The following is a 19,643-nucleotide window of genomic DNA, read 5'->3' as shown; positions in this document are numbered from 1 at the left end:
CAAATTGGTTTTTCGAGTAAGTATCTGCGTGAACGGAGGTTACGTTGAATAGTACAGCTTTTCTGGCAGATGTGACTCAAAGCCGTTAGAATTAGTGAAAGTTTTATTTTTGGGGGAAGTATAGATGAGCAATGATATTGAAAAAGAACTGGATCAAATGTCTGCAGAAATGACGGATGCACCAGAAACACCATTACCAAGCATTGAAGAGCAAAAGGCGATTGTTGCGAAATTTAAGCAACTTGAAGCAGAAGGTAAACTTACCCCAGAAGTGTTAGAAGCACATTTTGCTCAATTTAGTGATGATGGCGCAGGCCCAATTCATTAAAACTGAGCCATTAATCGTTAACGCCTGCTTTTTGAACTTAGCGGGCGTTTTTGCATTTTGGCATAGCTCATCAAAGGCTTGAGAATCTTATGTTAGAGAAAGAAAACTTAATCAAACTGGCACGCATGCCCATGCCATTTGGTAAGTATGCCGGTCGAATGTTAATCGACTTACCAGAGGAGTACTTGCTTTGGTTCCAAAATAAGGCGGAGTTTCCTAAAGGGGAGTTGGGTGATTTATTGAAGCTGTGTTTAGCACTTAAAGTTGAAGGACTAGATAGCTTAGTTAAGCCGTTGAAGCGGTCATGATTTTCATGGGGCTTCGCTTACTTGCCCTTCACGGCAACTTCAATTACTTTGGGTATAAACATTAATCAATGGATTTGGAATGGCTGTTTAGGGATGAAGCAATGGAACTAGAAATATACGTGGTTGATGCGTTTACCAATCAACAATTTAAAGGCAATTCAGCGGCGGTTGTGCCATTACCTGAATCCATGGGCAATGAATGGCTCGATGTTGATTTGATGCAAAGAATTGCCGCTGAAAATAATCTGTCTGAAACGGCCTTTCTTAAAAAAATATCTTCAAATTATTATCAAATTCGTTGGTTTTCACCATTAACCGAAATTGACTTTTGTGGGCACGCCACACTCGCATCATCGTTCGTGTTATTTCATCATTTAAGTTGTTGTGGCGATATTCAATTTGATACTCAAAAGGTTGGCACATTAACAGTTAAATCGTTAGCTGATGGCCGGATAGAAATGAGTTTCCCCAATCAATGTCCTGAAATGGTTTCCAATGTTCCACAAGATTTGTTGGATGGTTTATCTATTGCTCCTGAAACGGTATTAGTCAATCGACAGGCGTATTTTGCGGTGTTGCCTAACGTTGAAGATGTGTTGAACGTCACTTACCGTTCAGCATTCCTTAAAAAATTAGCACCGTTAGACGTGGTTGTGACTGCTGCTAGTGATGATAGTGAATATGATTTTGTTTCTCGCTATTTTTGGCCTGCTAATGGTGGCGATGAAGATCCCGTCACTGGTTCCATTCATTCGGGTTTAACCCCTTATTGGGCAAACGAACTCAATAAAACGGACTTGGTGGCGTATCAAGCTTCGCAACGTGGAGGCATTTTATATTGCCAACTTAGTGAAGGGAGAGTGTTGGTTTCTGGTTCTGCTGTGTTGTATTTGAAAGGCACAATATTAGTTTAATAGCGTGAACCCATAGATTTTTAATGTATATAGGAGTCAGCCTTCAAGGTTGAAGCAAAATATGACAACAATTAAAAAAGTACAGATCTCACCACAAGGTCCAGAGTTTTCAGAACTTGTTCAAGGTTACTGGCGCCTTGGCGATTGGGGTATGAGCTCACAAGAGCGTTTAACATTTTTAAAGCAACACATTGAGCTTGGTGTCACCACGGTCGATCACGCAGATATTTACGGCTACTACGAATGTGAGCAGCTTTTTGGTGAAGGCTTAGCACTGGATAAATCGGTGCGTGATCAGATTGAAATTGTGACCAAATGCGATATTAAATTGTGCGGTGATAAAAACCCGGACTGGAAAGTGAATCACTATAACACCAGTCAATCTCATATTGTTGAATCGGTGAATAATTCATTGCAGCGCTTGCAAGTTGAAGATATCGATGTATTGCTGATTCACCGACCTGATGCGTTAATGGATGCGGATGAAGTAGCAGAGGCGTTTAGCGAATTAAAGCAAGCAGGTAAAGTGAAGCACTTTGGTGTGTCGAATTTCACACCTCGTCAATTTGAGCTTTTGCAATCTCGTTTAGATGCTCCACTGGTGACTAATCAAGTGGAAATTAACCCGCTTAATTTTGATGTGGTAGACGACGGCACGTTAGATTTATTGCAACAACTGCGCGTAAAACCTATGGCGTGGTCTTGCCTTGCCGGTGGTGATATTTTTAATGGCACGCAAGAGCAACATATTCGGGTTCGTAACGAGTTAGAGGCGATTGCTCAGGAAGTTGGCGCAAGCAGTATTGATCAAGTGATTTACGCATGGGTGCGTCGCTTGCCATCAAAACCCTTACCAATTATTGGCTCGGGTAAGATTGAGCGTGTTCAGGCCGCAATTGATGCATTAAAGATTGAGCTAACGCGTGAGCAATGGTTCCGTGTGTGGATTGCTTCGAAAGGTCATGGTGTGCCGTAGATACTTAACTATATTTAATATCAAAAGGAGCTCATTGAACATGTTGGCTCCTTTTCTATTCTAGGAAGATATAAAAGATTTAATTTCCTTCTATCGCTTTCTCAACACTTAAACAGATGGTTTCACGCATCCATTGGTGGCCTTTATCTTGGTTATTTCGCTCGTGCCATAGCAATACATAGGCCATCGGCAGGAATTCAAAAGGGAGGATTAATTGGGTGAGCGGGTACAGTTTTAATGCATGATTAGCAAAGCTAGAAGGCAATGTGAAAATGAGATCGGTATGAGCGCACACGCTGGCCGCACCGTAAAAGTCGGGTACAGTGGCACTGATGTTACGGTGATGACCTCGATCGGCTAAGTGATAATCCAATGCCCACCATTCTTTGCCTTCACACCGAACTTGTACATGCGCCATTTCTAAGTAACGTTCAAGCGTCCAATCTTGCTGCTTCACGGCTTGTAAAATAGGGTGATCATTCCGCACCAAGCAGACTTGTTTATCTTCATATAACGTATGTTGAACGAGACCTTCTGGTAATTTGTTGTGATCAAGCCCAACTTGAGGGTGTAAATCTCTTCCTGCTATCCCAAAATCAATTTGACCTTGTTGTAGATCATGGAAGGATTGTCCGGTCCATAAATAAGTATCGAGCTTAATATCAGGTGCTTGTTGCAATAATGAGCCAATAAAAGAAGGGATTAAGGTTTCGTAAGCACTTTCTACCATGGAAAAGGTGAATTTTCGGTGACTAATCGCAGGATCAAAAACCGGTGGTAGCGTCAGTTGATACAAGCCTTGCAGAGTATTGGGTAATAATTTTGCCAATGCCATAGCATGTGCGGTGGGCTTTAATCCATGAGAGGTACGCTGAAATAAAGGGTCATCTAGGGTTTCGCGTAATCGATTTAAACTCTTACTGAGGGCGGATTGGCTAAGGTTTAAGCGATAAGCTGCGCGAGTGACGCTTTGCTCTTCAATTAAAACTTGTAAGATCACTAATAGATTAAGATCGATACGCGCAAGTTTATCTAAATTCACCTGATATTCCTTGTTGGAAATTAACTTTCTAAATTATACCATTTCTATTCATATCATCTAGGCGTTAAACTCACGATCTAAAAATTTGTTTTGCCCTTTTTACGAGAAATACATGCCAAATACAGCCAAGCAAGATAAGCCCATGCAACGTAATTTATTACCTATGTTGATGGCAATGGTGCTTTTAAGCCCACTTGCAATAGACATCTATTTACCTTCTTTACCAACCATGGCCGCAGAGTTTTCTGTATCGAACAGCGAAGTTCAATCAACGTTGATTCTATTTTTATTCTCGATGGGTTTAGGCCAAGTGATTATCGGCCCATTGGCTGACCGATTTGGCCGCCGTCCGGTAGCACTGTTTGGTATTGTGTTATATGGATTGAGTAGTGTCTTAGCGGCAATGGCTCACCAGTTTGAATGGTTACAAATTGCGCGTGTATTGCAAGGGTTAGCGGCGTGTTCAACCTCTATTGTGGTGTTTAGCGCCGTACGAGATTGTTATTCCACCAAAGATAGCGCCAAAATTTACAGTTACTTAAATGGTGCGATCTGCGTCATTCCTGCGTTAGCACCGACTTTAGGTGGTGTGTTGGCGTTGCACTTTGGTTGGCGTTCAACATTTGTATTTATGACCTGCTATGCAATATTGATGTTGTGTGTTGTGGCATTTCGTTTGCCGGAAACTCGCCCTGCCAATACGATTAGCGATGGCGCACTTTACCGCTGGGCTCGTTATAAGCCAGTTCTAATGGATCGTCATTTCATGTTTTACGCCATTTGCTGCATGACTGGTATGGGGGCGATTTTAACGTACGTTTCTTATTCACCGGTTTGGCTTATTGGCAAGCTTGGTATGTCTGAGCTGGCATTCAGTGGTCTATTTGGAGTCAACGCACTGGTTAATATTGCTGGCTGTTTTGGTGCGCCTTGGGTGATTAAGAAGTTAGGTAATCGTCCAACAGTTATTTTGGCATTTGCTTTGTTTATTGTTTCGGCTTTATTGGAATTTGGCGCTCAATTATTGAACTTTCAAACCCCAATTTATGCGGCTGCAGGCTTTATGTTACCAATGGCGTTGTTGTGCATAGGGTTTGCATTTTTATTAGGGCCAGCAACAAGTATGGCATTGGCAGGATTTGGCGAGCGAGCGGGTACTGCTGCAGCGATGCTGGGCTTTATACAAATGAGTGGTGCATCACTACTGGCTGGATTGATTCAACAAACCTCATTAACCGCGCCATTTGCAGTGATTGCTGTGATGGGCGGAGGTTCAGTGATTTTACTGGCAGTGATGTCGATGAAAAGAATGAACGCGTGGCATGTCGAAAGATTGGCTCAGGATTGATGTGTCACGCTTCTCCCTAACAAGAAAAGTCAGCCATTGCTGGCTTTTTTTATAACTGAATCAACGTAGTAAGATAGCTTGATGCGATGTTGTTTCAATTTTAGTCATTCTTTTATTACTTTCTCTGCACGATATTTGGCGACTAAATGAAGAGTGATGGTAGAAATGTATCCATATAGGCGATTAAATGTGATTTGTGACAGTTATTGCTTGAAGTGAATTAATCACAGAGGTTAATGTGTCGCATTGCTATTTTTTAAGGTAAGGGGATACATGAAAATTTCGATGTTTAGTACGAAGTCTTATGATGAGGTGTCATTTCTAAAAGCCAATCAACAATATGGGTTTGATTGCCATTTTTTTAATTTCCAATTGGACCTAAAAACAGCAGCCATTGCTGAGGACTCTCAAGTCATTTGTGCGTTTGTGAATGATGAACTAGGCCGTCCAGTTTTAGAGAAACTTGCTTCTCAAGGAACGAAATTAATTGCCATGCGTTGTGCTGGTTTTGACCGTATTGATTTGGATGCGGCGAAAGAATTAGGCATTCAAGTTGTGCGAGTGCCTGCTTATTCACCAGAAGCTATTGCAGAGCATGCTGTTGGATTAATGATGTGTTTGAATCGACGTTTCCACAAAGCTTATCAAAGAACACGTGATGCTAATTTCTCTCTTGAAGGGTTAACTGGCTTTAATTTTCACGGCAAAACCGTTGGGGTAATTGGTTCTGGGAAAATTGGCTTAGCCACCATGAGGATTTTAAAAGGTTTGGGTATGAATATTTTATGTTATGACCCATATCCAAGTGATGCCGCAATTGAGATTGGTGCTCAATATGTTGAGTTAGATGAAATATATCACCGCTCCGATGTGATTACGTTGCATTGCCCATTAACAGAAAGTAACCGACAATTATTAAATGCAGAGTCGTTTAGTAAAATGAAAGATGGTGTGATGATTATTAACACCAGTCGCGGCGGCTTACTAGATTCACAAGAAGCAATTGAAGCTCTTAAATCAGGTAAAATTGGGGCGCTTGGTTTAGATGTTTACGACAATGAAAAGGAATTGTTTTTCCAAGATAAGTCGAATGACATTATTACCGATGATATTTTCCGCCGTTTGTCAGCTTGTCATAATGTGTTATTTACTGGCCACCAAGCCTTTTTAACACAAGAAGCCTTAGCGAATATTGCTGAAACGACTTTAATGAATGTGGATGCATTTTCAAAAGGTGCGTTGTCTGGAAATGAATTGTTTAATCTCTAATAGAACCGTCTGTAATAGCGCTGCCGGTCATAAATGAATATTTGGTGGACAGAATGAATGCGGGTCACCTCAGTGATCGTTGGTATCGTAAAAATTTAGGAGATGCATTATTTGCTTCTCCTGAAATTGAGCGTATCAAACATTTGTGCTTAGAATCTGATGATAAAAGCAAGATGAGTGTTTATTATCGCCATGAATCGGGTGGGCAACTGCACTGTGATTTTATTTTGTACTTCCCGCCAGAGTGCCGAAATTTTGCTTTATCTATTGATGCCGTATCGTGTGAACAGCCAGATCGTCATGATCTGGCTTTATTATTTTAGAATGGGTTGTCATCATTGTAGATCGTGGATTATTATTCGCCTTCAGCAGCATGAAGTATAAGCTTTAAGCGATATCGAACAAATCCATTAATACAGTGAGCACCACCAATGATTACCATTCAAGCAGGCGTTTTCTATTGCCTGATAATAAGCCTTGTAACCTTTGTCGTTTATTGGAAAGACAAATCTGCAGCCAAAAAAGGTACGTGGAGAACGCCAGAAAAAACGTTACACACACTCGCGTTTGCCGGTGGTTGGCCCGGCGCATTAATGGCACAAAAAATTTTTCGACATAAAACCAGTAAGACCAGTTTCCAAATCGTATTTTGGATAATGGTTATCTTAAATTGCATTGGAACGGTGTTGATTTTAAATCCCGATTTTTTTCTTTAAGTTCTATATTTAAACGCTATTAAGATGTGAAAAAATCACCTTGTTTATATGAAGGCATTATTTTGTTATAATGCCGTCACTTTCACCAGACGGTGAACAGTTTCCCCAATCAGTTAAGGATGACGGAACACAATAAATTAGGTGTATCCATGTCTATGAACCAATTCTCTAAAAACGTTAACACTATCCAATCCTCTCAAATTGAAAATATTGAGCCTCAAATCACTGAAATTCCTGAGCAAGTTTGGCCTCAAATAGAACAAATTCAAGAAGTGGCTTATCGTGATGGCTTAGCCGAAGATATTGATATTTTAAAAATCAAAGCAGATGTTTCTCCTGAAACGTGTTTTGTCTGTATGGATGAAGACGATCAAGTGCTTGGTTATGTACTTGCACATCCATGGGAAAGCGATGTTCCTCCTTGTATTAATCAAGATATTTCTGAGCGTGATGAAGTAGTTTCAATGGAAGATGCTTCAACATTATACATTCATGATCTAGCCATTAACCCTGATGCACGCGGTGCTGGTATTGCCCAAGCTTTGATTGAAAATGTGATTACCCATGCTGAGGATTTTAATATAGATAAAATTTCTTTAGTCGCAGTACAAGGTATGGCTAGCTTTTGGGGCAAATATGGTTTTAAATCAATTCAGTCGAACAGTACCGATAGTTACGGTGATGATGCTCAATTTATGGTGCACCAATTGTAATGATGCTTCGTTATGATATTAACCATTAAAATGTTTCATGGGCATCCCCTCACTTAATCAGAATTGCGCAAGGGCGTTTAAATTACCATATTGAATCGTATGTAGTTATTCGCAATTCAGGTTTTCATATAAAAGAAAGGATGGATGCCATGAACTCTGCTTACCCAATGATCTCACCAACTTGGTTATTTGATCATTTTTCCGATGATAACTTAATTTTGCTTGATGCCACCACAGAACACGCGGTGGTGGGGGAGACATTAGAATTACCCCGTAAGTACCTTCCAAATTCGCAAGCATTTGATATCGAAAATGTCTTTGTTGATCTTGATAATCCATTGCCTAATAGTATGCCAAGTGCCGAGAAGTTTACCCAAGAAGTCAGGCAGCTTGGTGTTAACTCCGAGAGTATTGTTATTATCTATGATGCAAGAGGGCTTTATTCCGTTCCTCGCGCGTGGTGGATGTTTAAATCTATGGGGTTTGAGCAAGTTTATGTTCTTGATGGCGGTGTGTCTCGCTGGCAAGAGTTAGGTTACCCACTCGTCGATGCATTATTAGATCCGGAGCAAAAAGCACAGGGTAATTTCAGTGCTATTTTTCACCAAGAGAAAGTGTATGGTGCGAAAGAGGTTCTGGAGGCCATTGATGATCCTGAACAACAAATTATTGATGTACGTTCAAATGAGCGATTTATGGGGCAAGTCAAAGAACCACGCGAAGGGATGCGATCAGGGCATATTCCATCGTCTATCAACCTACCCTTTGGCCAAGTGCTGAATGGGCATCGCTATAAAAGCCAAGAAGAATTACAGCCCATATTTGCAGAGCATCAACTCAGCTATGATAAGAAACAAATATTTTCATGTGGTTCTGGTTTAACAGCCTGCATTGTTATTTTAGCGGCTTATATAGCTGGTTTCACCAGTTTGGTTGTTTATGATGGATCGTGGGCGGAATGGGGTGCTGATCCTAACCTTCCAATTGAATAGTTAAGATTAATGAGCAAAAGGGGTGAATGATGAACGAAGTAAATTATCCAGTGCAGGGTGAATGTCAGTGTGGGCAAGTTAAGTTTTCATTAAAGGCAGCGCCTAAAATGGTGATTGCTTGTCATTGTAAAGAATGTCAAAAATTGTCTACCAGTGCATTTAGTATTACCACAATCGTTAATCGAAATGATATTGATATTACAGGTGAGTTGCATGAAACTTCTCGTGTTGCTGACAGCGGTAATACGAATGTTGGAAAATTTTGCCCTAGCTGTGGCAATCGTATTTATCAAGTTAATCCAGCTGATCCGGAAATGATCAAATTCAAAGCCGCTGGTGGATTAAGTGATACTCGCATGATTGTTCCCACAACGCATGTTTGGACCAGTGAAAAGCAGGCTTGGGTGACTATTCCTGAGGGTGTACAAGAATTTCCCAAGCAACGCTAACCCTACCAATCTCATTCAAATAAAGATTAAGAGGGATATTCAATTAGATTGATAACTTGCATATCTCTTGATTAAGCTCGACACTGAAGCCATCGAATTCCGCTCTTAAAAGGAAAGAAACGATGGCTTCCTCTTCATCTAATACCTCAAAATCAACGACCTTCCGTACCGAAAAAGACAGCATGGGTGAAGTGCAAGTGCCTATTGATGCCTTGTATCAAGCTCAAACCCAGCGTGCTATTGATAATTTTTCGATCAGTGGTCTTGAAATGCCCCATGAATTCATTCGTTCTATTGTTCTAATAAAGCTCGCTGCTGCGAGGGTGAACACACAATTAGGGCTACTTGATCAAATACGATTTAAAGTGATTGAACATAGCTGCCTTGAGCTACTCGATGGTAAGTATCAAGATCAGTTCCCGATTGATGTTTTTCAAACAGGGTCGGGTACCAGTACAAATATGAACGTTAATGAAGTGATCGCTTCTTTAGCGAATCGAATGCTGGTTGCTAATGGCGATGAGAGTACGCCAGTCGGCCCGAATGACCACGTTAATATGGGGCAGAGCAGTAATGATGTGATTCCAACTGCGATTCAGTTAAGTGCGTTACTTACCATACGTGAAGGCTTATTACCGGAAATGGATCATTTAAGTTGCACCTTGGCAAAGAAAGCAGATGAATTGGCAAATGTTGTTAAAACAGGTCGAACTCATTTAATGGATGCCATGCCGATTACAATGAAACAAGAATTAATGGGATGGAAAACCCAAATAGATAAAGCGAAATGTAGAGTTGAGAATCGATTAGGTGAATTTGAACAACTAGCTCAAGGCGGTACAGCCGTTGGCACAGGAATTAATGCCCATGATGATTTTGCGAAAGAGTTTTCTAAAGTGCTTAGTTCGCTAACAGGCTTGGAATTAACGCCTAGCAGCAATTACTTTTACAACTTGAGTTGTCAAGATTCGAGTGTGGCACTTTCCGGTGAACTGAAAGCGTACGCGGTTTCATTAATGAAAATTGCCAATGATCTTCGATGGATGAATTCAGGGCCTCTGGCTGGGATCGGTGAAATTGAGTTGCCTTCTTTACAGCCGGGCTCTTCTATTATGCCAGGGAAAGTCAATCCGGTTATTCCAGAAGCGGTCGCGATGGCTGCAGCGCAAGTGATAGGGAATGATACGACCATTACAGTGGCCGGTCAGGCTGGGAATTTTCAGCTAAATGTAATGTTGCCAGTCATTGCACAGAATCTTTTGCAAAGCATCAAGTTGTTGTCCACGAGTTCTAATGCATTAGCTGAAAAGGCTATCTTGGATTTCACCGTTAGGAAAGATAATTTACAAGTGGCATTAGCTAAGAATCCAATATTAGTCACGGCACTCAATCCCATCATTGGTTATGAAAAAGCAGCAAAAGTAGCAAAAAAAGCCTACAAGGAAGGACGTGACATTATTGATGTCGCATTTGAAGAAACGGAATTAACGCGAGAGGAATTGGAACGATTGTTGAACCCATTACATCTCACGAAAGGTGGGATTTCATAATAGAGGGGATCCTAACTTCAACAAGGCTCTGAGCTGGTACTTAATAGAGTTGTGGTAAGTTTTAACAAAGGATGGATTAAATATCGCGATATTGGCGTTGAAACTTACATTTTGAGATTACGTGGGTAGGCGCGTTTTCGGATTGTGTATTTCGTTTATAAAGTAAAAAAAAGAAGCCACAAAAGTGGCTTCCTTCATTTATATCTTTACGTGTTCTTAGTTCATTTTGTAGTAAACTTCGATACGACGGTTTTTCTCGCGACCTTCACGAGTAGCGTTGTCTGCGATTGGGTTTTCTTCACCTTTACCATCAACAGTGATGCGAGATGTTTCAACACCTTGAGCTGTTAAGTAATCAGCTGCAGATTGTGCACGTTTTTCAGACAGTTGTTGGTTGTATTCAGCAGCGCCAGATGAGTCTGTGTAGCCAACTACGTCAACAGTTACGTCAGGATGTTGCTCTAGGTAAGTAGCAACAGGGTCTAAAGAACCTTTAGCAGTATCAGTTAACTCTGTAGAGTTAAGAGTAAATGCGTTAGTAGAAAGTGTAGCTGCTGGTAACGGCTCTGGAGCTGGCTCTGGAGCAACTTCTTGAGCAACAACAGGAGCAGCAACAGCTGCAGCAGCAACTGGAGCAGGGCTACCGAAGTAGTATGAAATACCAAAGCTTAGGTAGTTAATATCTGTATTACCAGTTGTGCTTCTTTCGCCAACATGGTTAAACCATTGGTATTCTGAACGTAGACGCCAGTTGTGGTTGATTTGGTATTCAATACCAGCACCAGCCATGTAAGAAAAGTTTTCGTCGTCTTCTGTTGCAGTCGAATCAACATCGTTGTAAGAACCACCAACTTTCGCGAATAAGTTCCACGTGTCAGTTAGGTTCCAATCCATTTTCAGACCTAGCTCACCTTGGTTTACGCGAGTTTCATTAGCAAGAACGTCAGAAACATAAGACTTTGATTTACCAAGGTAGTTGTAACCACCTTCTAAAGATAACCAAGAATTAAATTGGTAACCACCGTACAAGCTGCCAGCCCAAGCGTCATCATCACAATCAGTAGAGCTACATTCTACGAAGTTTGACCAGCCTGTTTTAGCACCTAGGTAAAATTCACCAGCATTTTCAGCTGCAGCGTTTGCTTGACCTGAAAAGAGTAAAGAAAGTGAAACGATCGAAGCAACAGATGTAAGTAACGAAACTTGTTTAATTTTCATATCAGCACCAACTAAGTTAATTTGTCCATAAACGATTCAAACCACAAGATTTGTGTCATGGTAATGTCAGCCATTTACCTGAAAACTTTATAGTTATCAGGAGCTAACTAAACAATACTGTTCTAAGCGTAGTTTATCAATCACCAAGTGTGAAACTTTTTTCACGAACTTATGTCCAAGAGAGCTAAAAATGGTAAGCGAACTTCTCAGGGACACCAACTCTTCCCTATAAACATTACTGTTTTGTTTTTGCGTATAAATTAATTGAAATCAAGTGGTTATGGTTTTGTTTGGCATTGTCTTTACATGATTTTCACTTGTAAATAGTACTTTTTCGCTTATTGTTTGACCTATGATTTGCCTCTCAAATAAGTTCATTTAATAATAAAATTAATGTTTAAAATGTGATTTATGTCACACTTTAAGGTTTGGTAAAATGTAAATGATATGTTGATATTATGTGTATTATTTAATGTTTAAAGGTTTGCCATAAATGTATCGATTAGGTTTAGATGTTGGTGGAACAAAAATTGAGGCTGTGGTTATTGATAAAAATAACCATGTTATCTTTCAAAAACGTATTTCAACACCTACCGATGCGTATTCTTCTTTCTTATCGAGCTTGATTAGCTTCATTTCGCAAATACAAATGGAACTTAGTGAACCATTTACTATTGGGATTGGTTTACCAGGCGCGATTAGTCCTGATACTGGTAAAATTAAGAACTGTAATTGTTTGATTTTAAATGGCGAAGATTTAAAAAGTGATTTAAGTCTAGCATTTGATCAACCTATTTACATTGCTAATGATGCTGATTGTTTTACTTTATCTGAAGCTATGGATGGTGCTGGATCGAACCATACAACGGTTTTTGGTGTGATTATTGGTACTGGGTGTGGTGGCGGTATTACGATGAATAGGCAACTGCTATCTGGCCCTAATGCCATAGCGGGTGAGTGGGGGCATAATATTTTACCGCAATACAGTGAGAGTAAAGATGGTACAGAGCAGCTTTGTTATTGTGGTAGAGAGAATTGCATTGAACGTTATATTTCGGGGACTGGCTTTGCTGTGCGCTATAACCAAAAATATTCAAGTGATTTAAAGGCCATTGATATCATAGAAAAAATGCGGTCAGGTGATAAATCGGCGGTTGAGCATTATGAATTATTAGTTGATATGTGTGCCCGAAGTCTCGCATCGGTGATTAATATTTTAGATCCTCATGTCATTGTGTTGGGTGGTGGTCTTTCTAACGTTGACGAGTTGTATGAGGATATACCCAAAGTGATCGGTCAATATGTGTTTTCTGATGTATGCAATACCCAAATCGTGAAAGCAAAATTCGGTGATTCAAGTGGGGTTAGAGGGGCTTGCTGGTTACCTGAAATGCATCAAGCTAAACACTAATGACAAAGTGATTGAATAACCCTATTAAATGAACAAGCCGCAGAGATCTCATCTCTGCGGCTATTTTGTTAGTCTTCGCTAGTAGAACTAATTTTGTGAATGGATAAATCCGCTCCGTTGTACTCTTCTTCTTGGGTAAGGCGTAACCCTGTTACTTTGTGGATGATGCCATAAACAATAAATGATCCTGCAACCGCAATAGCAATACCTGCAAGTGTTCCTATTATTTGAACAGTCAAACTTACGCCCCCCATGCCACCTAAGGCTTGTTGGCCGAAAATCCCAGCTGCGATACCACCCCATGCACCACAAACACCATGTAATGGCCAAACCCCTAACACATCGTCAATTTTTGTGCGGTTTTGCATGAAAGTAAATAACCACACAAAGATGGCCGCTGCGACGATACCTGTGACTAAAGCGCCCAGTGGGTGCATTAAATCTGATCCTGCACATACTGCAACTAAACCGGCTAGAGGGCCGTTATGAATGAAGCCGGGGTCATTTTTACCAACGATCATTGCGGTAATGATACCTCCTGCCATTGCCATTAAGGAATTCATAGCAACGAGGCCGCTAATACCGTTAATAGCTTGAGCTGACATGACGTTAAAGCCAAACCAACCAACCGAAAGAATCCACGCTCCTAGAGCTAAAAATGGAATGTTTGAAGGGGCAAAGTTGGTGTGTTTACCTGCTCGCACTCGACCATGACGCATGCCTAAAAAGATAACCGCGATAAGTGCAATCCAACCGCCTACACCATGAACAACAACTGAGCCAGCAAAATCATGAAACCCTGCTCCGAAGGTAGCTTCAAACCAATCTTGAAGTCCAAAATTACCATTCCAAATCATGCCTTCAAACAGTGGATAGATAAACCCGACAATAAAAAAAGTGCCGATTAAAATGGGATAAAAACGCGCTCGTTCGGCAATACCACCAGACACAATTGCAGGAATGGCGGCTGCAAAGGTTAATAAGAAGAAGAACTTAACCAGTTCATAACCATTACCGGCAGATAAAGTTTGGGCATCGACAAAAAAGGTTTGCCCATAAGCCACCCAATAGCCGAAAAAGAAATAAGCAATGGTTGATACGCCAAAGTCAGCCAGTATTTTAACTAAAGCATTCACTTGGTTTTTATGGCGTACAGTACCGACTTCCAAGAATGCAAAACCGGCATGCATCAAAAAAACCATGATGGCACCGAGTAATAAAAATAGTGTATCTGAACTTTGGGTGAGGGCTTGTACAGCGCCATTCACTTGGCTAATTGACTCATCCATGTATTCTCTCCTAAACATAATTATTATTTTGAATCTTGCTGCACGAAAAGTGTGCGATACAAAGTTCTCGCCCTTTTATGGGGCATGATTCTTGTTATGTTTTACTTTAAGCAAGAAGTAAGCCAGTTATGAATTAAGTGATATTTAGAAGATGACATTTAGGTGCTAGCTGGAATGAAAGTGTATTGGGTGGGAGTTTTTAAATTTTTCCAATGAACAATTGCACCACAAAAGTGCAAGATGTACCTTTGTGGTGCGTTATGAATTGCGCTTTTATTGGTGCATTCGTTGATTCTAATTAAATTTCAAGCTACTTTGTATTTCGTTTTTTGGACTGTACTGGCTTTGATTTAGACTGAAAATCTTTAATACTGCGCTTTTTAGCACTTCTGCGGTTCGCTTGTTTGTCTCGAGGTTGGCGTTTTGTCTCGCCAGTGCTTGGTTTATCGGTAACTGGGAAATCACTTAATTCGACTAGCGGCATAGCCTGTTTAGTGAGATCTCGAATAGCCGTTAAGACTTCTTGCTCGGCATGACATACTAAAGAAATACTCACGCCAGTTTGACCCGCACGGGCTGTACGCCCAATGCGGTGCACGTAAACGGCAGGGTTTTCCGGTAACTCAAAATTAATTACCGATGGCAAGTTATCGATATGTATGCCGCGAGCTAATAAATCGGTAGCAATAAGAATATTGATCTTTTTATTCTTAAAGTCACAAAGGGCTTGTTCACGATCTGCCTGATCTTTATTACCATGCAAAACAGAAAGTGAGATCCCTGCTTTTTTGAGCTTCTTGGCAAGGCTATCGGCCGTATCTTTAGCATTGGTAAATATCAACGCTTGTTTGTCTGCTTGTTGATCTAAAAGCGATAAAAGTACATTTGTTTTACTGCCTTTATTCACCAAGTAGAGTTTTTCATTAATATCGGAAACAACACTATTCTTGGTGTGAGCATTTAAGCGAACAGGCGATACAAGTACTTTTTCAATTTCTGCTTCAATATTGCCGGTCAGAGTTGCTGAAAAACACAGAGTTTGGCGGTTAATAGGTAAGTTGGAAATGATGTTTTGAATGTCAGACCAAAAACCCATATCCAATAAACGATCGGCTTCATCCAACACAAGGTGTTTGACCGTAGATAGGTCAACTGAACCAGCTTCGATCAATGCAAGTAAGCGACCTGGCGTAGCGATTATTATTTGAGGAGACAGAGCCAGTTGAGAGGTTTGGATAGATAAATCAACACCACCGAATAAACTAGCAGCTTTTATGGTTAAAGCGGATGTAATGGGCAAAAGATCTTGATGGATTTGTCTGGCAAGCTCTCGAGTTGGCGCAATGATGACACACTGAATTTGGCTTTTACTTGCTTTTAGCATTTGTAATATAGGTAGCCCATAAGCAAGCGTTTTTCCGCTTCCTGTTTGAGCAAGGGCAAGTACATCTGCTTGATGAAAAATGGCTGGGATAGCTTGTTCTTGAATCAGGGTTGGAGTTGATATCGATTTGGGTAATGCTCGAAGGATATCATCACAAATTTTAAGTTCAGAGAAAGTCATTATAAAGGCCTAAGGGAGAGGGGCGGTAAAATCATAAGCTAATGAGCCTTGATAAATAAACCGTATTATTCCAGATAAAAGAAAGGCTCTAAAGTCGTTACTCTAGAGCCTTAAAATACGCAACGGTAATGAAGATTAGTTCGTTGCTTTAATCACACTTTTTACAGGGGCATCTTTCACATCATTGACGCTATCTGAAACAGAGTCTTTGGTGTCAGAAACTTTGTCTGTCGTGTCGTTGACTTTATCTGACACTTTGTCAGTAGTGTCATCAACTTTATCAGTCACACCATCAACGGCTTCATTTTTAGTCTGCTTTGCTGTTTTAGATACATCGCAACGTCCATTAACACCAACAGTGCTTTCTAGAGCTGCATTTTTAGCTGCTTTAGATACATCACAATCTGGTTTAACGACACCAGCGAAAGACATGCTAGTAGCAAGGCTTAAGCTAACAAGCAAAAAAAGAGAACGAATTTTCATAACTTCACCATAGTATTGAGTGATTATACTGACTTAGCAGCACGATCTTTAAGTAGCTCTTCATAAGTGCCACGGAAATCGTGGATTTGTCCATCACGAATTTCAAGTATACGAGTTGCAAGAGAAGATACAAATTGGCGATCGTGCGAGACGAAGAATAATGTGCCTTTGTAGTTTTCAAGTGCAAGGTTTAATGATTCAATCGATTCCATATCCATGTGGTTAGTAGGTTCATCCATTAACAACATGTTTGGCTTATGCATCATTAATTTACCCAGTAGCATGCGGCCTTGCTCACCACCAGATAGTACTTTTACGGATTTTTTAATGTCATCTTGACCGAATAACATACGGCCTAAAAAGCTGCGCACAACTTGCTCATCTTCGCCTTCTTGACGCCATTGGTCCATCCAATCAAATACTTTCAAGTCTTTTTCAAATTCATGCTCATGATCTTGTGCGTAATAACCGATATTCGCATTCTCAGACCATTTGAATGAACCGTTCTTAGGCTCTATCTTGCCAGCAAGAGTATTTAATAGGGTTGTTTTACCAACGCCGTTTTCACCGATGATTGCAACGCGTTCGCCGACTTCAAAAATCGCATTGAAATTTGAATATAGGTCATTTTCAAAACCTTGTGTTAAATCTTCGACAATAAGTGCATTTCGGAAGAGTTCTTTTGATTGCTCAAAACGAATGAATGGGTTTTGGCGGCTTGATGCTTTCACTTCATCCAATTGAATTTTATCAATCTGTTTAGCACGAGAAGTTGCTTGTTTTGCTTTAGATGCGTTAGCTGAGAAGCGAGATACGAAAGTTTGAAGCTCTGCAATTTGTGCTTTCTTCTTCGCATTATCATTTAATAAACGTTCGCGAGCTTGAGTTGAAGCAAACATGTAATCATCGTAGTTACCTGGGTAAACACGTAATTCGCCGTAGTCTACATCTGCCATGTGGGTACAAACAGAGTTTAAGAAGTGACGGTCATGCGAGATAATGATCATGGTGCAGTTACGTTGGTTTAACGTATCTTCCAACCAGCGAATCGTATCCATATCCAAGTTGTTGGTTGGTTCGTCAAGTAGCATGATGTGTGGGTCGGCAAAAAGAACCTGAGCGAGAAGAACACGAAGTTTCCAACCCGGTGCGATTTCACTCATTGGCCCCCAATGTTGTTCAGTCGCGATGCCTACTGAAAGAAGAAGGTCACCCGCACGTGATTCGGCGGTGTAACCGTCCATTTCGGCAAATTCAACTTCAAGATCGGCCACTTTCATACCATCTTCTTCGCTCATTTCTGGCAAAGAGTAAATACGGTCGCGTTCTTTTTTCACTTCCCAAAGTTCTTTGTGACCCATGATAACGGTATCAAGCACAGAGAATTCTTCGTAAGCAAACTGATTCTGGTTTAGTTTTGCGACTCGTTCGTTTGGATCAACGCTCACGTTACCAGCGGTTGGCTCAAGCTCACCACTTAGAATTTTCATAAAGGTAGACTTACCACAACCATTGGCACCAATTAAGCCGTAACGGTTACCGTCACCAAATTTTACTGAAATGTTTTCAAATAGTGGCTTAGCACCAAATTGCATTGTGATATTAGCTGTAGAAATCAATGTAGAACCCTTTATAAAATATGTGTTCGAGAAGCAAGGTATCTTTCGTATAAGACGAAATGATGAAAATCGCGCCACGGTAACTCCGATTGGCGCGTTTTTCAAGTTAAATGGTGATAAGAGTCACAGACTATGCCCTTGATCAACCAAATTACAAACTTATGTGAGTGTTAGTTATAGGCACGAGCATAAGTGCCTTCACTGCTTGCTTGATACTGCTGAGCATCGAAAGGAATAAAGGCCGATTGTCCTTTGGATAACACTAATGTCTGGCCACTGGCATGGTGCAGGGTAACATCGTTATCAATGGCGAGAATAATTTCAGCACTTTCACAGGTGATTTCTGCGTTACCTTGATAAACACTGAACTTAAAATCGTCGACAGGAATTGGATAGTGTTTGACGTTAGCCATGGTGGTTGGGGTGAGTAGAATATCGTCTTTTGGTTTTGGAACGCACAGGGTATTTGCGATCAATTCTGGAACATCCATATATTTTGGCGTAAGGCCAGCACGTAAAACGTTGTCAGAGTTGGCCATGATTTCTAACCCGGTTCCCTTGATATAAGCATGCGGTGTACAAGCATGTAAGAACATGGCTTCACCCGGTTGCAAGGTAATGCAATGCAGCATTAACGGAGCAAAGAGACCAACATCCCCTGGATACTGCTTTCCAAGATCAAGTAACAAATCCGTCAGTTCGTTACCTTTATTTTCTTCTGCGTGCTGCATTAATACGCTTAAAGAAGAGGATTTAGTTTCCCCTTCAAGAGATAAAATAGCTTGGAAAAATTCGCTTAGTCCTGCTTCGGTTTGGTTTGCTTTTAGTGTTGCTACATAGCTTGCAAGTGCAGGTGCATTGACAGCTTCAAAATAGTGAATGATGTCTTGATAATCACGGAATCCATTCATGGCCTGATAAGGCGTTAAGGCATACACCAATTCAGGTTTATGGTTAGGATCTTTGTAGTTTCGATTGGCTGCTTTTAAATCGATACCAGCATTATTTTCTTTTTCAAAACCAATTTCAGCCGCTTCTTTACTTGGGTGAACTTGAATAGAAAGGGCTTTTTCTGCTGCCAGTACTTTGAATAGATAAGGTAATTCGTTAAAGCGCTTTTCGGTTCTTTCACCCAAAATGGAGGTTTTATCTTGTTCGATAATGGTATCTAATTTTACGCTTTTCTCATTAATTTCTATTTTAGAACAACCGTTTGGGTGTGCACCCATCCAGATTTCAGCTTGAGGTTTCTTTTCTGGGTTAGGAATATCGAATAGTGATTCAATGGATGAAGTACTACCCCAAGCATAGTCTTGAATGACATTTTGCATGAGTGCGAAAGGAGGAAGCGTTTTCATAATAATCCTTATCTAAAATGAAAATTTAGGGATATTGAATTAGGGTTATTGAGTCTTGATATAACTTGTTTTGTTTAAGTAGTATGAATGAAAATG

At 40.5% G+C, this 19,643-nt stretch carries 20 protein-coding genes; 13 read left to right on the top strand and 7 right to left on the bottom strand.

Annotated elements, in window-relative coordinates:
• The first annotated feature begins 124 nt into the window (after positions 1-124).
• From A1QC_RS13230 to A1QC_RS13215, 4 genes are all read left to right on the top strand, one after another.
• Positions 125-328: a hypothetical protein gene (locus A1QC_RS13230; protein WP_017026253.1), complete on the top strand. Its 204-nt coding sequence runs from the start codon at positions 125-127 to the stop codon at positions 326-328.
• Between the two features lie 89 nt (positions 329-417).
• On the top strand, positions 418-636 hold the full coding sequence (locus tag A1QC_RS13225) for a DUF3820 family protein (RefSeq protein ID WP_017026252.1): 219 nt from the start codon (positions 418-420) through the stop codon (positions 634-636).
• 101 nt (positions 637-737) lie between these two features.
• Entirely contained in the window at positions 738-1,550 is an 813-nt protein-coding gene (locus A1QC_RS13220; protein WP_017026251.1) for a PhzF family phenazine biosynthesis protein, read from the top strand.
• A 61-nt stretch (positions 1,551-1,611) separates the two neighbouring features.
• Positions 1,612-2,526 (top strand): aldo/keto reductase, encoded by a 915-nt coding sequence (locus A1QC_RS13215; RefSeq protein ID WP_017026250.1) that lies wholly within the window; start codon positions 1,612-1,614, stop codon positions 2,524-2,526.
• Positions 2,527-2,605: 79 nt separating this feature from the next.
• Here A1QC_RS13215 and A1QC_RS13210 read toward each other — a convergent pair whose 3' ends face one another.
• Positions 2,606-3,568 (bottom strand): LysR family transcriptional regulator, encoded by a 963-nt coding sequence (locus A1QC_RS13210; protein ID WP_017026249.1) that lies wholly within the window; start codon positions 3,566-3,568, stop codon positions 2,606-2,608.
• 112 nt (positions 3,569-3,680) lie between these two features.
• On the opposite strand from A1QC_RS13210, the gene A1QC_RS13205 reads away from it, so the two are divergent.
• The 8 genes from A1QC_RS13205 to A1QC_RS13170 all read left to right on the top strand — a co-directional run bounded on the left by A1QC_RS13205 (position 3,681) and on the right by A1QC_RS13170 (position 10,605).
• Positions 3,681-4,916: a multidrug effflux MFS transporter gene (locus A1QC_RS13205; protein WP_017026248.1), complete on the top strand. Its 1,236-nt coding sequence runs from the start codon at positions 3,681-3,683 to the stop codon at positions 4,914-4,916.
• A gap of 273 nt (positions 4,917-5,189) precedes the next feature.
• Positions 5,190-6,185 carry a 2-hydroxyacid dehydrogenase gene (locus tag A1QC_RS13200; protein WP_017026247.1) on the top strand — a complete coding sequence of 332 codons (996 nt, stop codon included), beginning with the start codon at positions 5,190-5,192 and terminating at the stop codon, positions 6,183-6,185.
• Between the two features lie 53 nt (positions 6,186-6,238).
• On the top strand, positions 6,239-6,508 hold the full coding sequence (locus tag A1QC_RS13195; protein ID WP_017026246.1) for a hypothetical protein: 270 nt from the start codon (positions 6,239-6,241) through the stop codon (positions 6,506-6,508).
• A 108-nt stretch (positions 6,509-6,616) separates the two neighbouring features.
• Complete coding sequence (locus A1QC_RS13190; RefSeq protein WP_017026245.1) at positions 6,617-6,901, top strand: DUF1294 domain-containing protein; 285 nt, start codon at positions 6,617-6,619, stop codon at positions 6,899-6,901.
• Between the two features lie 149 nt (positions 6,902-7,050).
• The gene (locus tag A1QC_RS13185; protein WP_017026244.1) at positions 7,051-7,614 is read left to right on the top strand and encodes a GNAT family N-acetyltransferase; all 564 of its coding nucleotides are present in this window, start codon (positions 7,051-7,053) and stop codon (positions 7,612-7,614) included.
• Positions 7,615-7,763: 149 nt separating this feature from the next.
• Positions 7,764-8,606 (top strand): sulfurtransferase, encoded by an 843-nt coding sequence (locus A1QC_RS13180; protein WP_017026243.1) that lies wholly within the window; start codon positions 7,764-7,766, stop codon positions 8,604-8,606.
• Between the two features lie 29 nt (positions 8,607-8,635).
• Positions 8,636-9,055, top strand: coding sequence for a GFA family protein (locus A1QC_RS13175; RefSeq protein WP_017026242.1), 420 nt, complete (start codon positions 8,636-8,638; stop codon positions 9,053-9,055).
• A gap of 122 nt (positions 9,056-9,177) precedes the next feature.
• The gene (locus A1QC_RS13170; protein ID WP_017026241.1) at positions 9,178-10,605 is read left to right on the top strand and encodes a class II fumarate hydratase; all 1,428 of its coding nucleotides are present in this window, start codon (positions 9,178-9,180) and stop codon (positions 10,603-10,605) included.
• Between the two features lie 216 nt (positions 10,606-10,821).
• Here the strand turns inward: A1QC_RS13170 and A1QC_RS13165 are convergent, their stop codons facing one another.
• On the bottom strand, positions 10,822-11,823 hold the full coding sequence (locus tag A1QC_RS13165; RefSeq protein WP_017026240.1) for an OmpA family protein: 1,002 nt from the start codon (positions 11,821-11,823) through the stop codon (positions 10,822-10,824).
• Positions 11,824-12,316: 493 nt separating this feature from the next.
• On the opposite strand from A1QC_RS13165, the gene A1QC_RS13160 reads away from it, so the two are divergent.
• Positions 12,317-13,234, top strand: coding sequence for an ROK family protein (locus tag A1QC_RS13160; protein ID WP_017026239.1), 918 nt, complete (start codon positions 12,317-12,319; stop codon positions 13,232-13,234).
• 68 nt (positions 13,235-13,302) lie between these two features.
• Here the strand turns inward: A1QC_RS13160 and A1QC_RS13155 are convergent, their stop codons facing one another.
• From A1QC_RS13155 to manA, 5 genes are all read right to left on the bottom strand, one after another.
• The gene (locus A1QC_RS13155; RefSeq protein ID WP_017026238.1) at positions 13,303-14,523 is read right to left on the bottom strand and encodes an ammonium transporter; all 1,221 of its coding nucleotides are present in this window, start codon (positions 14,521-14,523) and stop codon (positions 13,303-13,305) included.
• Positions 14,524-14,833: 310 nt separating this feature from the next.
• The gene (locus A1QC_RS13150) at positions 14,834-16,087 is read right to left on the bottom strand and encodes a DEAD/DEAH box helicase (RefSeq protein WP_017026237.1); all 1,254 of its coding nucleotides are present in this window, start codon (positions 16,085-16,087) and stop codon (positions 14,834-14,836) included.
• A 135-nt stretch (positions 16,088-16,222) separates the two neighbouring features.
• Complete coding sequence (locus tag A1QC_RS13145) at positions 16,223-16,570, bottom strand: hypothetical protein (RefSeq protein ID WP_017026236.1); 348 nt, start codon at positions 16,568-16,570, stop codon at positions 16,223-16,225.
• A gap of 23 nt (positions 16,571-16,593) precedes the next feature.
• Positions 16,594-18,189: an ABC-F family ATPase gene (locus A1QC_RS13140; RefSeq protein ID WP_026025970.1), complete on the bottom strand. Its 1,596-nt coding sequence runs from the start codon at positions 18,187-18,189 to the stop codon at positions 16,594-16,596.
• Positions 18,190-18,359: 170 nt separating this feature from the next.
• A complete protein-coding gene (manA, locus tag A1QC_RS13135) occupies positions 18,360-19,547 on the bottom strand; it encodes a mannose-6-phosphate isomerase, class I (RefSeq protein WP_017026234.1) in 1,188 nt (395 codons plus the stop codon).
• Between the last annotated feature and the right edge of the window lie 96 nt (positions 19,548-19,643).

It is taken from the genome of Vibrio rumoiensis 1S-45 (assembly GCF_000286955.2).
In the GTDB taxonomy this organism is placed as follows: Bacteria; Pseudomonadota; Gammaproteobacteria; order Enterobacterales; family Vibrionaceae; genus Vibrio; species Vibrio rumoiensis_A.
This window is presented reverse-complemented; position numbering and strand designations above follow the sequence as displayed.